This is a genomic window from uncultured Roseicyclus sp. (assembly GCF_937892565.1).
GTDB lineage: Bacteria > Pseudomonadota > Alphaproteobacteria > Rhodobacterales > Rhodobacteraceae > Roseicyclus.
Window position 1 is genome coordinate 1 of record NZ_CALAHQ010000074.1, and the last position, 16,487, is coordinate 16,487.

Sequence of the window (16,487 nt, forward strand, 5' to 3'; positions counted from 1 at the left end):
CGCACCTTCTTCTCCTTGATGCGCCGCTCGACCGACCCCTTGGTGGGCCGCGTCGGTCGCCGTGGTTTCGGCACGACCAGCGCCGCGCGGATCAACTCGGCCAGCCGTTGCCGCGCGATCTCGCGGTTCTGGGCCTGGCTGCGCGTCTCCTCCACCTGGATGACCAGCGCGCCATCCTTGGTCCAGCGCCGCCCGGCCAGCCGTTCCAGCCGCCGCTTGACCGGGTCGGACAGATGCGGGGACCGCGCCGCCTCGAACCGCAATTCCACCGCTGTCGACACCTTGTTCACATTCTGCCCGCCGGGGCCCGAGGATCGGACAAAGGCTTCCGTCAGCTCCCAATCGGCGATGGTGATGCGGTCGTTGATCGACAGGGGCATGGGGGGCTGTCTGTGTACGGGCTGTGTACAGGGTGTGTACGCGCTGTGCGCGGCCATCCCAAACAAAAAAGGGCCGCCTTGCGACGACCCTTTCGAGAATTCAGGAGGCGGGTATCGGTTAGGATCGACCCACCCGGGAGGGGCAAAAACCCCCAAGGGCTGCCTTAGAGGCGCACCTCCCAAGCTGTCCCGACACCATTCTCCAATGTTTCTCTGATCACTGGATCACCTCCTTTCAATGGGTTGCAGTTGCCCTTAACCTGCCACAGATTTTGCGGTTGTCAAAACCTTTTATACCATCTGTGCCATGATTTTGCGCGTGATGATCCGGAAGGGGATCAGCGCCGCCACCGCGATGGCCAGCTTGACCCCCCAATCGGCGATGGCCAGCGACACCCAGAGCGGCGCCAGGGGCCCACCCCCCAGAACAGGCACCACCTCGCCCGCCCATGACACGTCATTGCCCGGCTCAAGAAACGCCAGACTGGCCGAAAACGCGACGCTGAAAAACAGCGCCGTATCCACAGAAGATCCGATTACACTCGATAAAACAGGGGCTTGCCACCAGCCACGATCACGCAGACGGTCAAAGATTGCCACGTCCAAAAGCTGTGCCGTCAAGAACGCGAGCCCAGACGCCAACGCGATGCGCATTGTGACCAAGGGGCCGTATGCGCCCATGATCTGCGTTCCGATCAGCGAACAGACCACACCCACCACAAAGCCCGCGAACACCACGCGCCGCGCCGCTTGCACGCCATAGACGCGGTTCATGATGTCGGTGATCAAAAACGCAAGCGGATAAGTGAACGCGCCCCATGTCAGCCAATTCCCGAACAAGACCTGCACAAGGATATTGGAGGCCACAACGACGGCTGCCATTGCCAGAATGCCCGGCAAGTACTTTGAATTCATGATGTATTCCGTTTTTACAAGGTGGTCGGAGACTTGGCCCGCGCCCATCGCGGACGGCCGTCTCCTATACCTCACGGCGGGCTCAGGCAAGCACCTCGGCCAAGGCGCGCGCGACCCGCGGGATGGTGTCGGGCGTCAGCCCTGCGATATTCATCCGCCCATCGCCCACCAGATAGATGCCATGGCCCGCGCGCAAGGTCTCGACCTGTGCCGCCGTCCCCCCGATGAGCGAGAACATGCCCCGATGCGCAGCCAGAAAGCCAAACCGGTCTGATCCCGTTTCGCCGCGCAGCGCTTCGGCCAGTGCGCGGCGATTGCCCTCCATCATGCGGCGCATCGCCTCCAATTCGTCACGCCAATCCATGCGCAATGCGGCATCGCCCAGAATTTCCTGCACCACGCGGGCGCCGTGATCGGGGGGAAAGGCGAAATTCTGTCGGTTCATGCCCGCCAGAACCCCCTCGGCGGCAGCCTTGCCCTCGGTCACGATCAAGACTGCGCCAACCCGCTCGCGGTAAAGGCCGAAATTCTTGGAACAACTGGCCGCGATCAGCACCTCGGGCAGGGTCAGGGCCAGATGGCGCACGCCACCGGCATCGGCGTCCAGACCGGCACCAAAGCCCTGATAGGCCATATCGACAAAGGGGATCGCGCCGGTCCTGGCACAAAGCGCGGCGATGGCTTGCCAATCCGAAGGCAAAAGATCGGCCCCCGTCGGGTTGTGGCAACAGCCATGCAGCAAGATCAGATCGCCGCGCACAGCCCCCGCCAGATCGGCCATCATCCCCGCCCGGTCGATGCCGCCGGTCTGGGCGTCGTAATAGCGATAGCTGCGCCGGGCTTGGCCCAGATGGTCGATGATCGCCGGATGGTTCGGCCATGTCGGATCGCTGATCCAGACCGTGGCGGTCGGGTTGAGCCGATGCACCGTTTCCAGAACCTGCCGCACGGCGCCCGTGCCGCCGGGGGTGCCCGCCGCAGCCACGCGTGCCTCGGGCACGCCGTCACCAAGGATCAGCCGCCGCATCGCGTCCAGATACCCCGGATCGCCACGCAAGCTGACATAGGTCTTGCTGTCCTGCGCGGTCCAGATCCTGTGTTCGGCGGCCTTGACAGCCGCCATCACCGGCGTCTTGCCCTCGGGCGAACGATAGACACCCACGCCCAGATCGATCTTGTCGCCGCGCGGGTCGGCGGCGAACATTCCCATCAGACGGATGATCTTGTCGGGTTCGGGTGCGGTGACGGTTTCAAACATGGCAATCCCTCAGGCAAAGCGCGCGGGGTCGTGATCATGGACCAGAACCCGCCGCCGATCCTCGCGTGCGACGGGCGCAAAGCCCATCCGCTGATAGAGCGCCAAGGCGCGCGGATGATCGAGCGTGCACGTGTTCACCGTCATCTTGTCCACGCCATCGCGCGCCCAACCGGTCAGGATCGCGGTTTGCAACAAGGCTTTGCCCCAGCCTTTGCCCACCGCTTGCGGCACCAGACCGAAATAGGCCAGATCGCAAATGCCCGGCACGCGCCAATCCAACATGAAAAACCCTTGTGGCCAGCCATGCCCCGTGGCCGTCCAGATCACCACATCGCGATCACGCACAAAGGCTTGCAGCGCGGCGGGGTCTTCTTCGGCCTGCACGAAGCGGTCTTGCCATTCGTAATCGCGCCCCACGGCGTCATAAAGCATCAGAAAATACCACACGGGCGGATCGATCGCGCGGTCCAGCCGGATGTGACCCGGCAGGCGCGGCATCGGCCATTCCGGCCGCGTCGTCATTTCAAGATAGGTCACACTATAGGCGACTTCGGTCCCGGCTGGGGTCAGGCTCATCCTTTGGCGACCTGCAGTTGCTCGAATTGCCCCCATTCGGTCCAGGACCCGTCATAAAGCGACACATCCGCATTGCCCAACCGCGTCAGCGCCAGCATGACGATGGCCGCTGTCACCCCCGACCCGCAGGTGGTGATGGTGCGCCGCCCCACATCGACATCGGCGGCGGCGAAAATCTGACGCAAGGCGTCAGGATCCTTCAGGGTGCCATCGGCGTTCAAAAGCGTCGCATAATGCACGTTCTTGGCCCCGGGGATATGCCCGGCCCGCAGCCCCGCACGTGGTTCGGGCGCGTCACCCCGAAAGCGTGCGGGCGAACGGGCATCGACGATCTGCCAATCGCCCAGCTTGGAGGCAGCGGCCACCTGCGTCACATCCTTCACCAGATGGGCCTGACGCTGCACCGTCATGTGGCGGTCACGGATGATGGGTGCCATGTCCTCGACCGGGCGGCCCTCTGACGTCCATTTCGGAAAACCACCATCCAGAACGGCGATGTCGGTCTTGCCCATCAGGCGGAAATTCCACCACACGCGCGCCGCAGAAAACAGGCCCGCGCCGTCATAGACCACAATCTGGTGGCCGTCGCCCACGCCCAAGGCGCGCATCCGGCTCATGAATTTCTCGGCGGGCGCCGCCATGTGCGGCAGCGCGCTGCGTGCATCGGCGATCTCGTCGATGTCAAAAAAACGCGCGCCCGGAATGTGGCCTGCCGCATACTCGGCCCTCGCGTCACGCCCCGCATCGGCAAGATAATAGGACGCGTCCAATATCCTCAAATCCGGATCGTCCAGATGTGCAGCCAGCCAATCGGTCGATACAAGCGTCTTGGGGTCATCTTTGGCCATGGCAGCGCCTCCGCGCGCTTCGGGTCAGGTTTCGACATCAAGCCCTATGCCGGCAAACCTTGCAAGGCAAGCATCACGGCCACGCTGCTTTTGCGTCCTTGTTTGAATGCGATCCCCGCGATGGGCATCCGGCGGCTGCCAAACCCGCATGCGCCCAAACATCCATCCGGCAGCCCCAACCATCCGTGGCAACGCGGCCCAAGGATGGCGCCCGGGCACCGGGCTGCCTGACGCGGGCCGCCGCCTGGTCAGTTCTGTTTCAGCAGCCGCTGCTTCTGGCGGTTCCAGTCGCGCTCGGCGCTGGTTTCGCGCTTGTCGGCCAGCTTCTTGCCCTTGGCGATGCCCAGCTTCAGCTTCACCAGACCCTTGTCGTTGAAATACATCACGATGGGCACCAGCGTCATGCCCTGGCGCTGGGTGGCATTCCACATCCGCGACAGCTGGCGCTTGCTGGCCAGCATCTTGCGGCGGCGGCGTTCTTCATGGCCCCATGTCTTGGCCTGTGCATAGGGGGCGATGTAGCAATTGACCAACCACAGCTCGCCCTCTTCGACCGCGGCATAGCTTTCCGCGATATTCGCCGATCCCTGCCGCAGGCTCTTGACCTCGGATCCTTGCAAAACGATGCCGACCTCAAGGTCTTCCTCGATCGCATAGTCGAAGCGTGCGCGCCGATTCTCGGCGATCACCTTGTAATTCTTGTTGTCGCTATTCTTGGCCATGGCCGCCGATATAGGGGTTCACGCCCCGGGCCGCCAGCCCGGTGGCACATCCACCGTGCCGATCCATGGCTTGATGTCGAGAACCGGCGTGCCGTCATAGGCATCGGTCGCGTCGATGCCGATGATCCCTGTTTCGGGGTCGAGTGATGTGATCACGACCGTGCCCAGCGCAATCGGGTTGGGCCGCACCGGCGAGCGCAGCGCAAAGGTGCCGCGCGGCCCGTCTGTGTGGCCCGGCACCTGCACGATCAGATCGCGTATGCCCCGATCCACCCAGTAGAGCAGTTGAATGGCCTGCCCCACCTCAAGCCCCAAAAGCCCGGCGCCATAGCCCGGCAACAGCTCGATCCGGGCACCCTGACCGGTCTCGCGCGCCGCGCGCAGGTTCTTGGGTGCATTCCCCTTGGCCCAGGGCGAGCGGATATGCCCGACAAAGCTCAGCCCCGCCGTGATCCGTTCGGCTGGGTCAAAGGGCAGGGCAATCTCGCCGTCGCGCTTCACAAGATGCCGGCATGCCGCATGGCGGCCGCGATCTGGGATTTGGTGGCATCCGACAGCCCGGTCAGCGGCAAGCGCACGTCTTCGCGGACACGGCCCAAAAGCTGAAGGCCGTATTTCGCCCCGCACACGCCGGGTTCGGTGAAAATCGCCTCATGCAGCGGCATCAGCTTGTCCTGATAGGCCAGCGCAGCGCGGTAATCGCCCGCAAGGGTCGCGGCCTGCATTTCGGCGCAAAGCCTTGGCGCCACATTCGCGGTGACCGAGATACAGCCCACGCCCCCTTGCGCGTTGAACCCCACGGCGGTGGCATCCTCGCCCGAAAGCTGGATGAAATCCGCCCCGCAGGTCATCCGCTGCTTGGGCACGCGGCTCAGATCGCCGGTCGCGTCCTTGACGCCCACGATATTGGGCAGCTTGGCCAATTCGCCCATGGTGGCCGGCAACATGTCGACCACCGAGCGGGGCGGGATGTTGTAGATGATGATCGGGATGCCGATTTCGTTCAGCGCCGAGAAATGCGCGATCAGCCCCTTTTGCGTGGGCTTGTTGTAGTAGGGCGTGACCACCAGCGCGGCGTCTGCGCCGATGGTCTTGGCGAATTCGACGAAGCGGATCGCCTCGACGGTGTTGTTTGACCCCGCGCCTGCGATCACCGGCACGCGGCCTGCGGCGGTGGTCACGACCGCTTCGATGACGCGCTCATGTTCGTCATGGGTCAATGTCGGGCTTTCGCCGGTCGTGCCCACCGGCACCAGCCCGTTCGAGCCTTGTGCGATCTGCCAGTCCACCAATTGTTTGAGCGCGTCGAAATCCACCGCGCCGTCCTTGAACGGCGTGACCAGAGCAGGCATCGAGCCTTGGAACATGACACGCATCCTTTCGCTGTGGGTGCCAAGGTCGAATACCCCGGCCAGATCGCGGCGACACTAACGAGCGCGCGCAGGAATGCCAAGTTCGTGTGTTGCGTCCCGCGCGCTGTCGCATATCCTTGCGGAAAAAAGCAGTGAGGGCATTCGATGCGGCAGATTTTCCTTGGTCTTATCCTTTTGTTCACCCCGTTGCGCGCCGACGCTGATGCAACGGCGCTTGCGCTTGCGCTTGGGGCTATCGACCGGGGCGATTTCGCATCTGCGCAACAGGCCGCGGCCGGTATCGATGATCTGGTCGCGCGCGACATCGTGCTGTGGACACGGCTTCGCGCCGGCGATGGTCACTGGCAGGAATACCGCGATTTTCTGGCCCGCAATCCCGACTGGCCGGGGCTGCCGCTGCTGCGCACCAAGGGCGAGGCCGCGATCCCGGCCGGGGCGGACCCGGCGGCCGTCATCGCCTATTTCGATCCCGACCTCCCCACGACAGGCGCGGGTGCGCTGGCCCTTGCCCTTGCCCATCAGGCGCGCGGCGACCGCGCCGCAGCCGACGCCGAGGCGATCCGCGCATGGACATCGCTGACCATGACCGGGCCAGAGGCGGGGGATTTGCGCGGCGCCTTTGGCGCGGTGCTGAACACGGGCCGCCATCACATCGCACGGCTCGATCATTTGTTGTGGGAAGGGGCCGAAGAGCGCGCGCGCGCCATGCTGCCGCTCGTCCCCGAGGGCTGGCAACGGCTGGCCGAGGCGCGGCTGGCGCTGCGCGCGGATTTGCCCGGTGTCACCGCGCGCATCAACGCCGTGCCCGCCGATCTGGCAAATGATCCGGGCCTTGCCCATGACCGGTTCTTGTGGCGCATGCGTGCGGGCAATTGGGATACGGCCGGTGATCTGATGGCCGAGCGGTCCAGTTCGGTTGAAAGCCTTGGGCGTCCCGCGCTTTGGGCAAACCGGCGGGCTGATCTTGCCCGCGATGTCATGCGTGATGGCGATTTTTCCCGCTGCTACACATATGCCGCCGACCATCGGATTGCGCCGTCACGCGCAAGTTCCGCCTATGCCGACAATGAATGGCTGGCGGGATACTGCGCCTATCGCATGGGCCGATTTGACACCGCGATCCGCCACTTTGGGGCGTTCCGCGACGTGGTTCTGACGCCCATATCACTGGGGCGCGCGGGATACTGGCTGGGACGCGCCCATCAGGGTGCGGGCAACGACAGGGCCGCCGCCGAAGCCTTTGCCTTTGGTGCAGGCTTCCAGTCGAGCTTTTATGGTCAATTGGCCGCCGAGCGCGGCGGGCTTGCCCTTGATCCCGGCTTTTTGGGCCGTGAGCAATTCGGCGATTGGCGGCAAGCCGCCTTTACCCGGTCGCGTGTCTTTCAGGCGGCGCTCTTGCTGCTTGAGGCACGGCAGGATTGGCCTGCCGAGCGATTCTTGACCCATCTGACCGAAAGCCTGACCCGGACCGAAGCCGGCCAGCTTGGCGATTTCGCGCTGGCCATCGGCGATGCCCATGTCGCGCTCCGGATCGCCAAGCGTGCCGCCGATGCCGGCCATGAGATCATGCGCCCCTATTTTCCGGTCATGCCCGCGCTTGTCGGCGCCAATCTGCCTGCGCCGCCCGCGCTGATCCTGGCCATCGCGCGGCGCGAATCCGAGTTCGATCCCAGCGTCGTCAGCCCCGCCGGGGCACTTGGGTTGATGCAGGTGATGCCGGGGACGGGCCGCGATGTCGCCCGCGACATCGGCGTGGCGTTCTCGCAAGATCGCATGTTGTCGGACCCCGCTTACAATGCGCTGTTGGGGGCGAGCTACCTGAAACAGCTGATCGAGACCTATGGCGGCAATCCGGTTCTGGTGGCGGCTGCCTATAATGCCGGGCCCCGTCGCGCCGAGGAATGGATCGGCCGCTTTGGCGATCCGCGTCAGGCCGCCGATATCGTCCATTGGATCGAGGCGATCCCCTTTACCGAAACGCGCAACTACATCATGCGTGTGACCGAAAGCATGGCCATCTACGAGGCGCAACTGACCGAAACCCTGCCCGGTCTTGGGTTGTCTCAGCGCTTGGTCAGGTAGCCGTCATCGCGCATCGGGCAGTATCACGACGCCGGACCGAAAGGCTCACACGGGATTGAACGGGCCGCCAGCCGTGCGCACGCGCGCGCGGCCTGGTCTTCGGTCAGGCCCTGAAACCGTGCCTCATAGCCGCCGTTGCGCTGAACCACACGGCGCAGCGCCTGATCAAAGGTGCCGATCTCGCTCAGCGCGGTGCGCAGCAACAGCCGCTCGGCCGCGCTGTGAGAGTTTTGCGCGCCCAGCGAAACGCCGAACAGGCGCGCACCCGTCGATGACGCGCGCGTCACCACTTCGGGCGCAAGCGAGGCTGCGACGACCTGTGGCTCGACCTGATCGGCGGGGCGGGGGGGCACGACCAGCGAGGTTTGCGGATCGGGGCGTGGTGCGGGCAACATGCTTGGCGCGCTGGGCGCATCGGTCGTTGCCACATCCGTGGGCGCTTGTGGAAGCGGTTGGCGGTCCTGCTGCATGCCTGCCGCCACGCTGGCGCCCAGTGCCTCGCCCAAGGCGGCTTCGATTGCGGCGGCCAGCGCCGGTTCCGGTGCGCGCGGCCCACCCCCCCCACCCGGGCGGGGGATCGGGCGCAGCGATGGTGAGGTCAGGCTTGAAACCAAGGCCGCCGCGCCCGGAACGGCTTGATTGTGTTCCGGCCCATAGACCGGCAGCGCGGGCCGCCGCACGGTCGCATTCGCGGGCGCGCGCGCAAAGCCCATGTCCATCAGTTCCATGATGCGTTGGTTGCGCGCTGCGGTCGATTGCCCGCCAAAGACAGTGGCGATCACCCGCACATTGCCCCGTTCGGCCGATGCGACCAGATTGAAGCCCGCAGCCTGTGTAAAGCCGGTCTTGATCCCGTCAGCGCCACGATAGGCAGCAAGCAAGGCGCGGTTGGTGTTGCGGATTGTGGCAATGCCGGCATCATCTTCGCGCCGCGAAAAGATGTTGTAGTATTCGGGATAATCAAAAAACAGCCGACGGCCCAGGATCGTCATGTCCTGCGCGGTCGACAGGTGGCCTTGTTGGGTCAGGCCATGGGCGTTGCGAAACGTGGAACGCGTCATCCCCAAGGCCAGCGCGGTGCGGTCCATGCGGCGGGAAAATTCGGCTTCTGATCCTGAAATCGCCTCACCGATCGCGGTGGCGGCGTCATTGGCCGACCGGATCGCGGCGGCACGGATCAGATAGCGGAACCGGATCGTCGAACCCGCCCGCAGCCCCAACCGCGAGGGCGGTTCATTGGCCGCGTGTTGCGAGATGCGAACGGGGGTATCAAGCGTGATCTCACGCAGTCGGATCGCCTCGAAGGCGATGTAAAGCGTCATCATCTTGGTGAGCGAGGCGGGATGCAACCGCGTGTCGGCATTGCGCGCATGCAGCACCTCGCCCGTGCGTGCATCCATCACCATCGCCGCATACGGCGCCGCGCGCAGCGGGCCGCCTGTGATGGCGAAACACAAGAAAATGACCAGCACCATCAGGGCCGGAAGGGTCGATCTGTGTTGCACGGAGCCTGCTCGCTCTGCCTCGGGGTGCCGTCTGATGCGGCTATTCCTTGTAGCCTATTCGATATGCATGAAAAAATCTACGGGGTAGAACAGGAAAAAGCACAGGTGGGAAAGCAGGCTGTTGTATCTTTCGTGCGGTTTTCTGCGACGAAAGTGCATGGCCTTGCGCGGCCCCCATGCGAAAGGTCGCGTAGCGCGAGCGGATTACCTCTGTTACAACCTGACCGAGAACAGAAAGGACCGCCCCGTGAAGGATAGCTACGACGATCGCAAAACCCGTGCCTCGGCTTGGTTCAGAAGCCTCCGCGACGATATTGTCGCCGCCTTCGAGACACTTGAGCAGACACAGGGCGGCCCCTTGCCGGCGGGCCGTTTCGAAGTGAGCGAAACCAAACGCCATTCCGACGATGGATCAGATGCCGGCGGCGGCCTGATGAGCGTGATGCGCGGCGGGCGGGTCTTTGAAAAGGTCGGGGTCAATGTCTCGACGGTCTATGGTCAGCTTGGACCCCGTGCTGTCGGCGCAATGGCCGCGCGCAAGGATTTGTCGGGGCTCAAGGATGATCCGACTTTTTGGGCCGCGGGAATTTCGCTGGTCGCTCACATGCAAAACCCCCATGCCCCCGCCGTGCATATGAACACCCGCATGTTCTGGACCCCCATTGCGGGATGGTTCGGGGGGGGGACTGATCTCAACCCCGCGATCGAATATGCCGAGGACACCGCAGAGTTCCACGCCGTGCTGCGCGCCCATTGCGATCGGCATGCGCCCGATTACTATCCGCGCTTCAAGGCATGGGCGGATGAGTATTTCCATGTTCCCCATCGCAATCGCGCCCGCGGTGTCGGCGGCATCTTCTACGACGATCTGCATACCGGCGACTGGGAGGCCGATTTCGCCTTTACCCAAGACGTGGGCCGTGCCTTTCTTCCTGCCTTTGTGCCGCTGGTGGAAAAGCGCCGGCACACCGCATGGACCGAAGCCGACCGCGAGGCGCAACTGATCCATCGCGGGCTCTATGCCGAATACAATCTTGTCTATGATCGGGGCACCAAATTCGGCCTTGAAACGGGTCATGACGCCAATGCCGTCTTGATGAGCCTGCCACCTATCGCCAAGTGGACCTGACCCAGTCTGGCATGGGCCCCCCGGACGGGATGTCGCGGGCCCAAGCCATGCTCGGCGGCAGCTTGCCGATTTTATCTTTTTGTTTCAGCGGAAAATAGCGCCTTTTGGGGGGCTCTCGCGTTTGTGTCGGGCGGCTGTGTTGAACGGTGGGGCATCATGCAAAGGCTTGAAGCCTGCGGCGCCCGATCTTGTCGCAGCCACCAGAACAGAATGAAGAGTTAAGGAGTGCCCCGCTCATGAAACATCCTTTGATCCTTGCCGCCGGTCTTGCCATCTTGGTCACAGGCCCGGTTCTTGCCGGCGGGGTGGTTGCGACCCCACCCGCGCCCATTCTCCTTGATCCCGCCCCGCCGATCCGGTTCGGGACGGATTTCACCGGCCCGTCGGTCGGTCTTCAGCTAGGCTACGCCGATCTTTCCACGACAGGGCCCGCATTGGCGGGCGATGATGTCTTGCTCGGATTGCGCGCCTATTACGATTACGATTTCGGCACGTTCATCTTGGGTGGCGGTTTGCAGTATGATGCCACCAATCTGGACATCGGCGGGGTGGCGACGCTCGATTCCGTCACGCGTCTTGGGCTGCGCGCCGGTGTCGATCTGACCGATGATTGGGTCTATGGCACGGCCGGTTGGGCACAGGCCCGCACTTCGGGCGGCGGGGTTGGCACGGGTGACGGATGGTTTGCCGGTGTCGGTTATGAGATGCTGTTGAGCGAGACCATGAGCCTTGGCGCCGAGGTTCTCTATCACGAATTCGGCGACTTCGATCTTGCCGGGATTGAGGCACAGGCGACGACCGCCGCCGTATCGGTCAATTTCCGTTTCTGATCTTCAGGCAAACATGGGCGCGAAATCCGTGCCCAACCCTTCGGCGGCCACAGCGCCGCCGAGGGCTGCAACCGCACCCAGACGCCCCAGCTCGTCGGCCGATTTGGCTGCGGCCCCATTGCCCCCGGTCAAGAGCGTGGTGTTGGCATCGAGGCGGCCGATATAGGGGTGGCCCGTCGCGGTAAAGCTGACCGCGCATGCGGCCGTCGTGGTGCGCATGATGCGCAGATCGGGCATCAGCATGCGCAATTCCGCCTCCAGCACCGCGCCCGCCGTGGCGCTGCCTTTGGTCTTGAACCAAGCGTTCAGCGCGGCTGTGTCCAGCGCCTCGGGGCTGGTTTCTTCCCCCCCGATCTTGAGGTAGAGCCGTCCGTCAGGATAGCGGATCGGTGGCAACAGATAGAGATCCGTCCGCGCGCCTTGCGGCACATAGATCAGGCTTGGCATGCCCGCCAACCGCGCGGCTTCATCGGGGTCGATCTCGGCCAGCAAGACGCTGCGCTGATAGACCCGCATCGCGGGTCGCCCGGATGACATGGGATCGACCCCGGCCCATCCGCCCATCGCCAGAACGACATGCCCCGCCGCCAGCGCCGCCCCCGTGGCCAGCGTCAGAACCGCCCCGTTGCGCGCGGTGACATGGGTGGGAATAACCCGCGCCCCCGCAGCCTGTGCCAATGTTTCTTCGGCCCGCCGCATGGCGCGCGGATCAATCACGCCCCCCAAAGGGTCAAAGGCACCAAGGCTGCCCTTGGGCATGCTGAAACAGTCGAACCGCTGCGCAAGGTCATTGCCCGTCAGCCGCGCATGGCGCAGGCCAAGCCGCGCCGCGCAGTCAAGAAAATCCTGTGCAAAGCCCGCCATCGGCCCCGTCTGGGGCCCGGCCATCACCGCACCGCCATCGGTGTAGAACGCGATGCCGGATCGCCGTTCCAGATCGCGGTAGCGTGCGATCGATCGTGTCGCCAGCCGTGACCAGACCGCATCCTCTGCGATGGCCCGCGTGATCCGGCCTGCATCGTGAAAGCTTCCGAAAGGCCCCTTGTGGTGTGCGCGATCCGTGGGCTCGTCGGGCCCGACCAGCACCACATCGCATCCCGCCTCGGCCAGATGCCGCGCACAGGCCGTGCCCATCAGCCCGCGCCCGACGACAATGATATCCGCGCGCTCCATCCCGGCCCCTCCCCCTGGTGGTCAGCGCAGCCTTGTGCGTATTTTGGGAAAGATGAAGGACACTCCGTTCAAGATTTGTCCCGGCCCTTCATCTTTCGCCAAATACGCAGGCGACCGTGATCATCGGCGCATCTGCCCGGTCAGCCGCGAATGGTCTCCAGAAGCAGATGCACATTCTCGGGGTCGGCCTCGGGCGTGATGCCATGACCAAGATTGAAGATATGCGGCCCGCCCCTCAGCGCATCGACGATACGGCGGGTTTCGTCGATCAGGGCTTGGCCACCGGTGATCATATGTTTGGGGTCGAGGTTTCCCTGCACGCAGCTATCGGGTTGCAGATGCTTGGCGGCCCAGACGGGATCGACCGATGTGTCAATGGCCAGCGCATCGGCGCCCACGGCCTTGGCAAAGCCGATATAATTCTCACCCGCTTCGCGCGGAAAGGCGATGATCGGCAGGCCGGGGTGGCGGCGTTTGAGCTCGGCGGTGATGCGCTGTGCGGGGGCAAGGGCAAAATCCGCAAAAGCCTGTCCCTTGAGCGATCCGGCCCAGCTGTCGAAGATCTTGATCACCTCGGCGCCTGCCAGAACCTGTTGATCGAGATAGTCGATGGTGGCCTCGGTCAACAGATCGATCAGCGCGCCAAAGGTGGCCGGGTCGCTTTGGCGCAGCGCATGCGCGGGCGCCTGATCGGGGGTGCCGCGTCCGGCAATCATGTAGGTCGCCACGGTCCAGGGTGCGCCGGCAAAGCCGATCAGCGTGGTTTCCTTCGGCAATTCGCGGGCAAGGATGCGGACGGTTTCATAGACCGGGGCCAGATGATCGTGGATATCATCGCGGCCTTTCAGTTTCTTCAGCCCTTCGGGACCCGTTATGGTCGATAGCCGTGGCCCTTCACCGGTGGAAAACCACAGATCGGCACCCAGCGCATCGGGGATGAGCAGAATATCGGCAAACAGGATCGACGCGTCAAAGCCATAGCGCCGGATCGGTTGCAGCGTCACCTCGGCGGCCAGATCGGAATTGTAGCACAACGACAAGAAATCGCCCGCCTCGGCCCGCGTGGCGCGGTATTCCGGCAGATAGCGCCCGGCCTGCCGCATCAACCAGACCGGCGGCACATCCATGGCCTCGCCGGCGAGCGAGCGCAGCAGCTTTTTCTGGCTGGCGGGGGGCGCGTCAAACATGGGGATTGTCCTTTGGTCGTTTGGCAGACACAGATCATCCGCGCGGAGGAGTCTGTCAACCCAAAGGCGATTGTCAAGACAAGTTGACACATATAGAAGGATGCCATGACCATCGATCTGCCGACCCCCGCCCAACCGCTTCGCATCGGAACCCGTGGCTCGCCGCTGGCTCTGGCACAGGCCCATGAGACGCGCAGCCGCCTGTTGGCGGCCTTCGATCTGCCCGAGGCGGCATTCGAGATCGTGGTCATCAAGACCACGGGCGATGATCGCAGCCTGATTGATGCGGACAAGCCGCTCAAGGATCTGGGTGGCAAGGGCCTGTTCACCCGTGAAATCGAAGACGACATGTTGTCTGGCAAGATCGACATCGCCGTGCATTCGATGAAGGACATGCCGGTGTTGCAGCCCGGCGGGCTGGTTCTGGAGTGTTACCTTCCGCGCGAAGATGTGCGTGATGCGTTCGTAGCGCTGGGCCACGACAGCCTGGCAGATCTGCCCGCCGGTGCGCGGGTGGGGTCTTCCTCGTTACGACGCCGAGCCCAGTTGATGGCGCGCCGGCCCGATCTGTGCGTGGTGGAATTCCGTGGCAATGTGCAGACCCGGATGAAGAAACTGGGCGATGGCGTGGCCGATGCGACCTTTCTGGCGATGGCCGGTCTGCGCCGTCTGGGCATGACCGATGTTGTGCGCGCCCCCATCGAGACCGACGACATGCTGCCCGCCGTGGCGCAAGGTGCCATCGGCATCGAACGCCGCCAAGGCGACAGCCGCGCGGCCGCGATGCTCGAGGCGATCCATCATGGACCCACCGGCCAGCGATTGGCGGCTGAACGCGCCTTTCTGGCCGGGCTTGATGGCTCGTGTCAGACGCCCATCGCAGGATTGGCCGAACTTGACGGTGGCACCTTGCGCCTGCGCGGGGAAATCTTGCGGCCCAATGGCTCCGAGGTGCTGACCGATGATCGGACCGCGCCGGTCGCCGATGGCGCGGCACTGGGCACCGAGATGGCCCGTGATCTGCGCGCCCGCGCGGGTGAAGGCTTTTTCGACTGGGTTGCCGGTTAACAATCCCAAGCGATCGTTTTTTCGCCGATGCCGTTGAACGGTTGCACCCTTGGCTTGGGCATGATTTTGTCTTTCGAGCAAACAGCGGGTATTTCGCTGTAAAACGCGCTCGCTCGAAGGTTTCGGCATGCAGATAGAGGGCACTGGGATATTTGGCTTGTTGGTGATCACGCCCCCGCGGATTGGGGATGTGCGGGGGTTTTTTGCTGAGACGTGGAGCCGTGACAAGCTGTTGGGTCATGGGATTGCGCTTGATTTTGTGCAGGACAATCATTCGCTTTCGGCACAGGCTGGCACGGTGCGCGGGTTGCATTTTCAGGCGCCGCCGCATGCGCAGGCCAAGCTGGTGCGCTGTGGGCGCGGGGTGCTGTTCGATGTGGCGGTCGATATCCGCCGGGGCTCGCCCAGCTATGGCAAATGGTTCGGGATCGAGCTGAGCTTCGAGAATGGCCGCCAGCTTTTGATCCCGGCGGGCTTTGCCCATGGGTTTGTCACCCGCGCCCCTCAGACCGAGATCATCTACAAGTGTTCCGACCGCTACGCCCCCGAGACCGAAGGCGCGCTGGCATGGAACGACCCCGATATCGGCATCGACTGGGGCCTGGGCGGCGTGGCGCCGCTCTTGTCGGCCAAGGATGGCGCGGCCCCCGCCTTTGCGGGGTTTGACAGCCCCTTCACCTTTGAGGGTGGTCTGGCATGACGCTTCTGGTCACCGGCGGCGCGGGGTTCATCGGGTCGGCCGTCGTGCGGCTGGCGGTGGCGCGCGGGCACCGGGTCGTCACTGTCGACAAGCTGACCTATGCCGCCTGTCTGGACAATCTGGCGCCTGTGGCGGGCAGCCCGCTTCATGCCTTCGAGCGGGCCGATATCTGCGACCGCGCCGCGATGGATCGCATCCTGGCCACCCATCGCCCCGACGCGATCTTGCATCTGGCCGCCGAAAGCCATGTGGACCGGTCCATCGACGGGCCGGGAGCCTTCATCGAGACCAATATCACCGGCACCTACACGCTGCTGGAGGCCACGCGCGCCTATTGGGGCGCCATGGGGCGGCCCGAGAGCTTCCGATTTCATCACATCTCGACCGATGAGGTCTATGGCACGCTGGGGGCCGAGGGGCTTTTCAGCGAGGCCAGCCCCTATGCCCCCAACAGCCCCTATTCGGCGTCCAAGGCCGCGTCCGACCATCTGGTGCGCGCCTGGCACGAGACCTATGGCCTGCCCGTGGTGTTGAGCAACTGCTCCAACAATTACGGCCCCTACCACTTCCCCGAAAAGCTCATCCCGGTGGTGATCCTGAATGCCTTGGCGGGCAAGCCCATCCCGGTTTACGGGCAGGGGCTCAATGTGCGCGACTGGCTTTATGTCGAAGATCACGCCGAGGCGCTCTTGCTGGTCTGCCAGAAGGGCGCGGTGGGGCGCAGCTACAATATCGGCGGCA

17 protein-coding genes are annotated in these 16,487 nt (G+C 64.1%); 6 read left to right on the forward strand and 11 right to left on the reverse strand.

Going from position 1 to position 16,487, the window contains the following annotated elements:
- The 8 genes from arfB to dapA all read right to left on the reverse strand — a co-directional run.
- Positions 1–380, reverse strand: a 380-nt coding sequence (arfB, locus tag Q0094_RS10750; RefSeq protein ID WP_297619107.1) for an alternative ribosome rescue aminoacyl-tRNA hydrolase ArfB, incomplete at its 3' end; no start/stop codon positions are given.
- Between the two features lie 291 nt (positions 381–671).
- The gene (locus Q0094_RS10755) at positions 672–1,295 is read right to left on the reverse strand and encodes a queuosine precursor transporter (RefSeq protein ID WP_297619109.1); all 624 of its coding nucleotides are present in this window, start codon (positions 1,293–1,295) and stop codon (positions 672–674) included.
- 82 nt (positions 1,296–1,377) lie between these two features.
- On the reverse strand, positions 1,378–2,553 hold the full coding sequence (locus Q0094_RS10760) for an amino acid aminotransferase (protein WP_297619112.1): 1,176 nt from the start codon (positions 2,551–2,553) through the stop codon (positions 1,378–1,380).
- 9 nt (positions 2,554–2,562) lie between these two features.
- Complete coding sequence (locus tag Q0094_RS10765; RefSeq protein WP_297619115.1) at positions 2,563–3,129, reverse strand: N-acetyltransferase; 567 nt, start codon at positions 3,127–3,129, stop codon at positions 2,563–2,565.
- On the reverse strand, positions 3,126–3,977 hold the full coding sequence (gene sseA / locus Q0094_RS10770; RefSeq protein ID WP_297619117.1) for a 3-mercaptopyruvate sulfurtransferase: 852 nt from the start codon (positions 3,975–3,977) through the stop codon (positions 3,126–3,128). The genes Q0094_RS10765 and sseA overlap by 4 nt, the downstream gene beginning before the upstream one ends.
- A 248-nt stretch (positions 3,978–4,225) precedes the next feature.
- Positions 4,226–4,699, reverse strand: coding sequence for an SsrA-binding protein SmpB (gene smpB, locus Q0094_RS10775; protein ID WP_297619120.1), 474 nt, complete (start codon positions 4,697–4,699; stop codon positions 4,226–4,228).
- Positions 4,700–4,717: 18 nt separating this feature from the next.
- Positions 4,718–5,200 (reverse strand): TrmO family methyltransferase, encoded by a 483-nt coding sequence (locus Q0094_RS10780; RefSeq protein WP_297619123.1) that lies wholly within the window; start codon positions 5,198–5,200, stop codon positions 4,718–4,720.
- Positions 5,197–6,066 (reverse strand): 4-hydroxy-tetrahydrodipicolinate synthase, encoded by an 870-nt coding sequence (dapA, locus tag Q0094_RS10785; RefSeq protein WP_297619126.1) that lies wholly within the window; start codon positions 6,064–6,066, stop codon positions 5,197–5,199. The genes Q0094_RS10780 and dapA overlap by 4 nt, the downstream gene beginning before the upstream one ends.
- Before the next feature lie 150 nt (positions 6,067–6,216).
- Between dapA and Q0094_RS10790 the strand changes: the two genes are divergently transcribed.
- The gene (locus Q0094_RS10790; protein ID WP_297619130.1) at positions 6,217–8,154 is read left to right on the forward strand and encodes a lytic transglycosylase domain-containing protein; all 1,938 of its coding nucleotides are present in this window, start codon (positions 6,217–6,219) and stop codon (positions 8,152–8,154) included.
- Positions 8,155–8,177: 23 nt separating this feature from the next.
- Here the strand turns inward: Q0094_RS10790 and Q0094_RS10795 are convergent, their stop codons facing one another.
- Complete coding sequence (locus Q0094_RS10795) at positions 8,178–9,629, reverse strand: D-alanyl-D-alanine carboxypeptidase family protein (RefSeq protein ID WP_297619133.1); 1,452 nt, start codon at positions 9,627–9,629, stop codon at positions 8,178–8,180.
- A gap of 277 nt (positions 9,630–9,906) precedes the next feature.
- On the opposite strand from Q0094_RS10795, the gene hemF reads away from it, so the two are divergent.
- Together hemF and Q0094_RS10805 are read left to right on the forward strand one after the other, a co-directional pair.
- The gene (gene hemF / locus Q0094_RS10800; RefSeq protein ID WP_297619135.1) at positions 9,907–10,788 is read left to right on the forward strand and encodes an oxygen-dependent coproporphyrinogen oxidase; all 882 of its coding nucleotides are present in this window, start codon (positions 9,907–9,909) and stop codon (positions 10,786–10,788) included.
- A 236-nt stretch (positions 10,789–11,024) separates the two neighbouring features.
- Entirely contained in the window at positions 11,025–11,618 is a 594-nt protein-coding gene (locus Q0094_RS10805) for an outer membrane beta-barrel protein (RefSeq protein ID WP_297619137.1), read from the forward strand.
- A gap of 3 nt (positions 11,619–11,621) precedes the next feature.
- Here Q0094_RS10805 and Q0094_RS10810 read toward each other — a convergent pair whose 3' ends face one another.
- Together Q0094_RS10810 and hemE are read right to left on the reverse strand one after the other, a co-directional pair.
- Positions 11,622–12,791: an FAD-dependent oxidoreductase gene (locus tag Q0094_RS10810; RefSeq protein WP_297619140.1), complete on the reverse strand. Its 1,170-nt coding sequence runs from the start codon at positions 12,789–12,791 to the stop codon at positions 11,622–11,624.
- Positions 12,792–12,931: 140 nt separating this feature from the next.
- Positions 12,932–13,978 carry a uroporphyrinogen decarboxylase gene (hemE, locus tag Q0094_RS10815; RefSeq protein WP_297619143.1) on the reverse strand — a complete coding sequence of 349 codons (1,047 nt, stop codon included), beginning with the start codon at positions 13,976–13,978 and terminating at the stop codon, positions 12,932–12,934.
- Positions 13,979–14,083: 105 nt separating this feature from the next.
- Between hemE and hemC the strand changes: the two genes are divergently transcribed.
- The 3 genes from hemC to Q0094_RS10830 all read left to right on the forward strand — a co-directional run.
- Complete coding sequence (hemC, locus tag Q0094_RS10820; protein WP_297619146.1) at positions 14,084–15,046, forward strand: hydroxymethylbilane synthase; 963 nt, start codon at positions 14,084–14,086, stop codon at positions 15,044–15,046.
- 127 nt (positions 15,047–15,173) lie between these two features.
- The gene (rfbC, locus tag Q0094_RS10825; protein ID WP_297619149.1) at positions 15,174–15,746 is read left to right on the forward strand and encodes a dTDP-4-dehydrorhamnose 3,5-epimerase; all 573 of its coding nucleotides are present in this window, start codon (positions 15,174–15,176) and stop codon (positions 15,744–15,746) included.
- Positions 15,743–16,487 (forward strand): dTDP-glucose 4,6-dehydratase (locus Q0094_RS10830; protein WP_297619152.1); only part of this gene is annotated, 745 nt, incomplete at its 3' end. The genes rfbC and Q0094_RS10830, both read left to right, overlap by 4 nt.

What these genes read in the sequence shown, in the direction of transcription:
- Q0094_RS10755 (WP_297619109.1), bottom strand. Translation starts at nt 1,295, where the DNA reads ATGAATTCAAAGTACTTGCCGGGCATTCTGGCAATGGCAGCCGTCGTT.
- Q0094_RS10760 (WP_297619112.1), bottom strand. Translation starts at nt 2,553, where the DNA reads ATGTTTGAAACCGTCACCGCACCCGAACCCGACAAGATCATCCGTCTG.
- rfbC (WP_297619149.1), top strand. Translation starts at nt 15,174, where the DNA reads ATGCAGATAGAGGGCACTGGGATATTTGGCTTGTTGGTGATCACGCCC.
- dapA (WP_297619126.1), bottom strand. Translation starts at nt 6,066, where the DNA reads ATGTTCCAAGGCTCGATGCCTGCTCTGGTCACGCCGTTCAAGGACGGC.
- Q0094_RS10790 (WP_297619130.1), top strand. Translation starts at nt 6,217, where the DNA reads ATGCGGCAGATTTTCCTTGGTCTTATCCTTTTGTTCACCCCGTTGCGC.
- hemE (WP_297619143.1), bottom strand. Translation starts at nt 13,978, where the DNA reads ATGTTTGACGCGCCCCCCGCCAGCCAGAAAAAGCTGCTGCGCTCGCTC.
- Q0094_RS10810 (WP_297619140.1), bottom strand. Translation starts at nt 12,791, where the DNA reads ATGGAGCGCGCGGATATCATTGTCGTCGGGCGCGGGCTGATGGGCACG.
- smpB (WP_297619120.1), bottom strand. Translation starts at nt 4,699, where the DNA reads ATGGCCAAGAATAGCGACAACAAGAATTACAAGGTGATCGCCGAGAAT.
- sseA (WP_297619117.1), bottom strand. Translation starts at nt 3,977, where the DNA reads ATGGCCAAAGATGACCCCAAGACGCTTGTATCGACCGATTGGCTGGCT.
- hemC (WP_297619146.1), top strand. Translation starts at nt 14,084, where the DNA reads ATGACCATCGATCTGCCGACCCCCGCCCAACCGCTTCGCATCGGAACC.
- Q0094_RS10805 (WP_297619137.1), top strand. Translation starts at nt 11,025, where the DNA reads ATGAAACATCCTTTGATCCTTGCCGCCGGTCTTGCCATCTTGGTCACA.
- Q0094_RS10765 (WP_297619115.1), bottom strand. Translation starts at nt 3,129, where the DNA reads ATGAGCCTGACCCCAGCCGGGACCGAAGTCGCCTATAGTGTGACCTAT.
- Q0094_RS10795 (WP_297619133.1), bottom strand. Translation starts at nt 9,629, where the DNA reads ATGGTGCTGGTCATTTTCTTGTGTTTCGCCATCACAGGCGGCCCGCTG.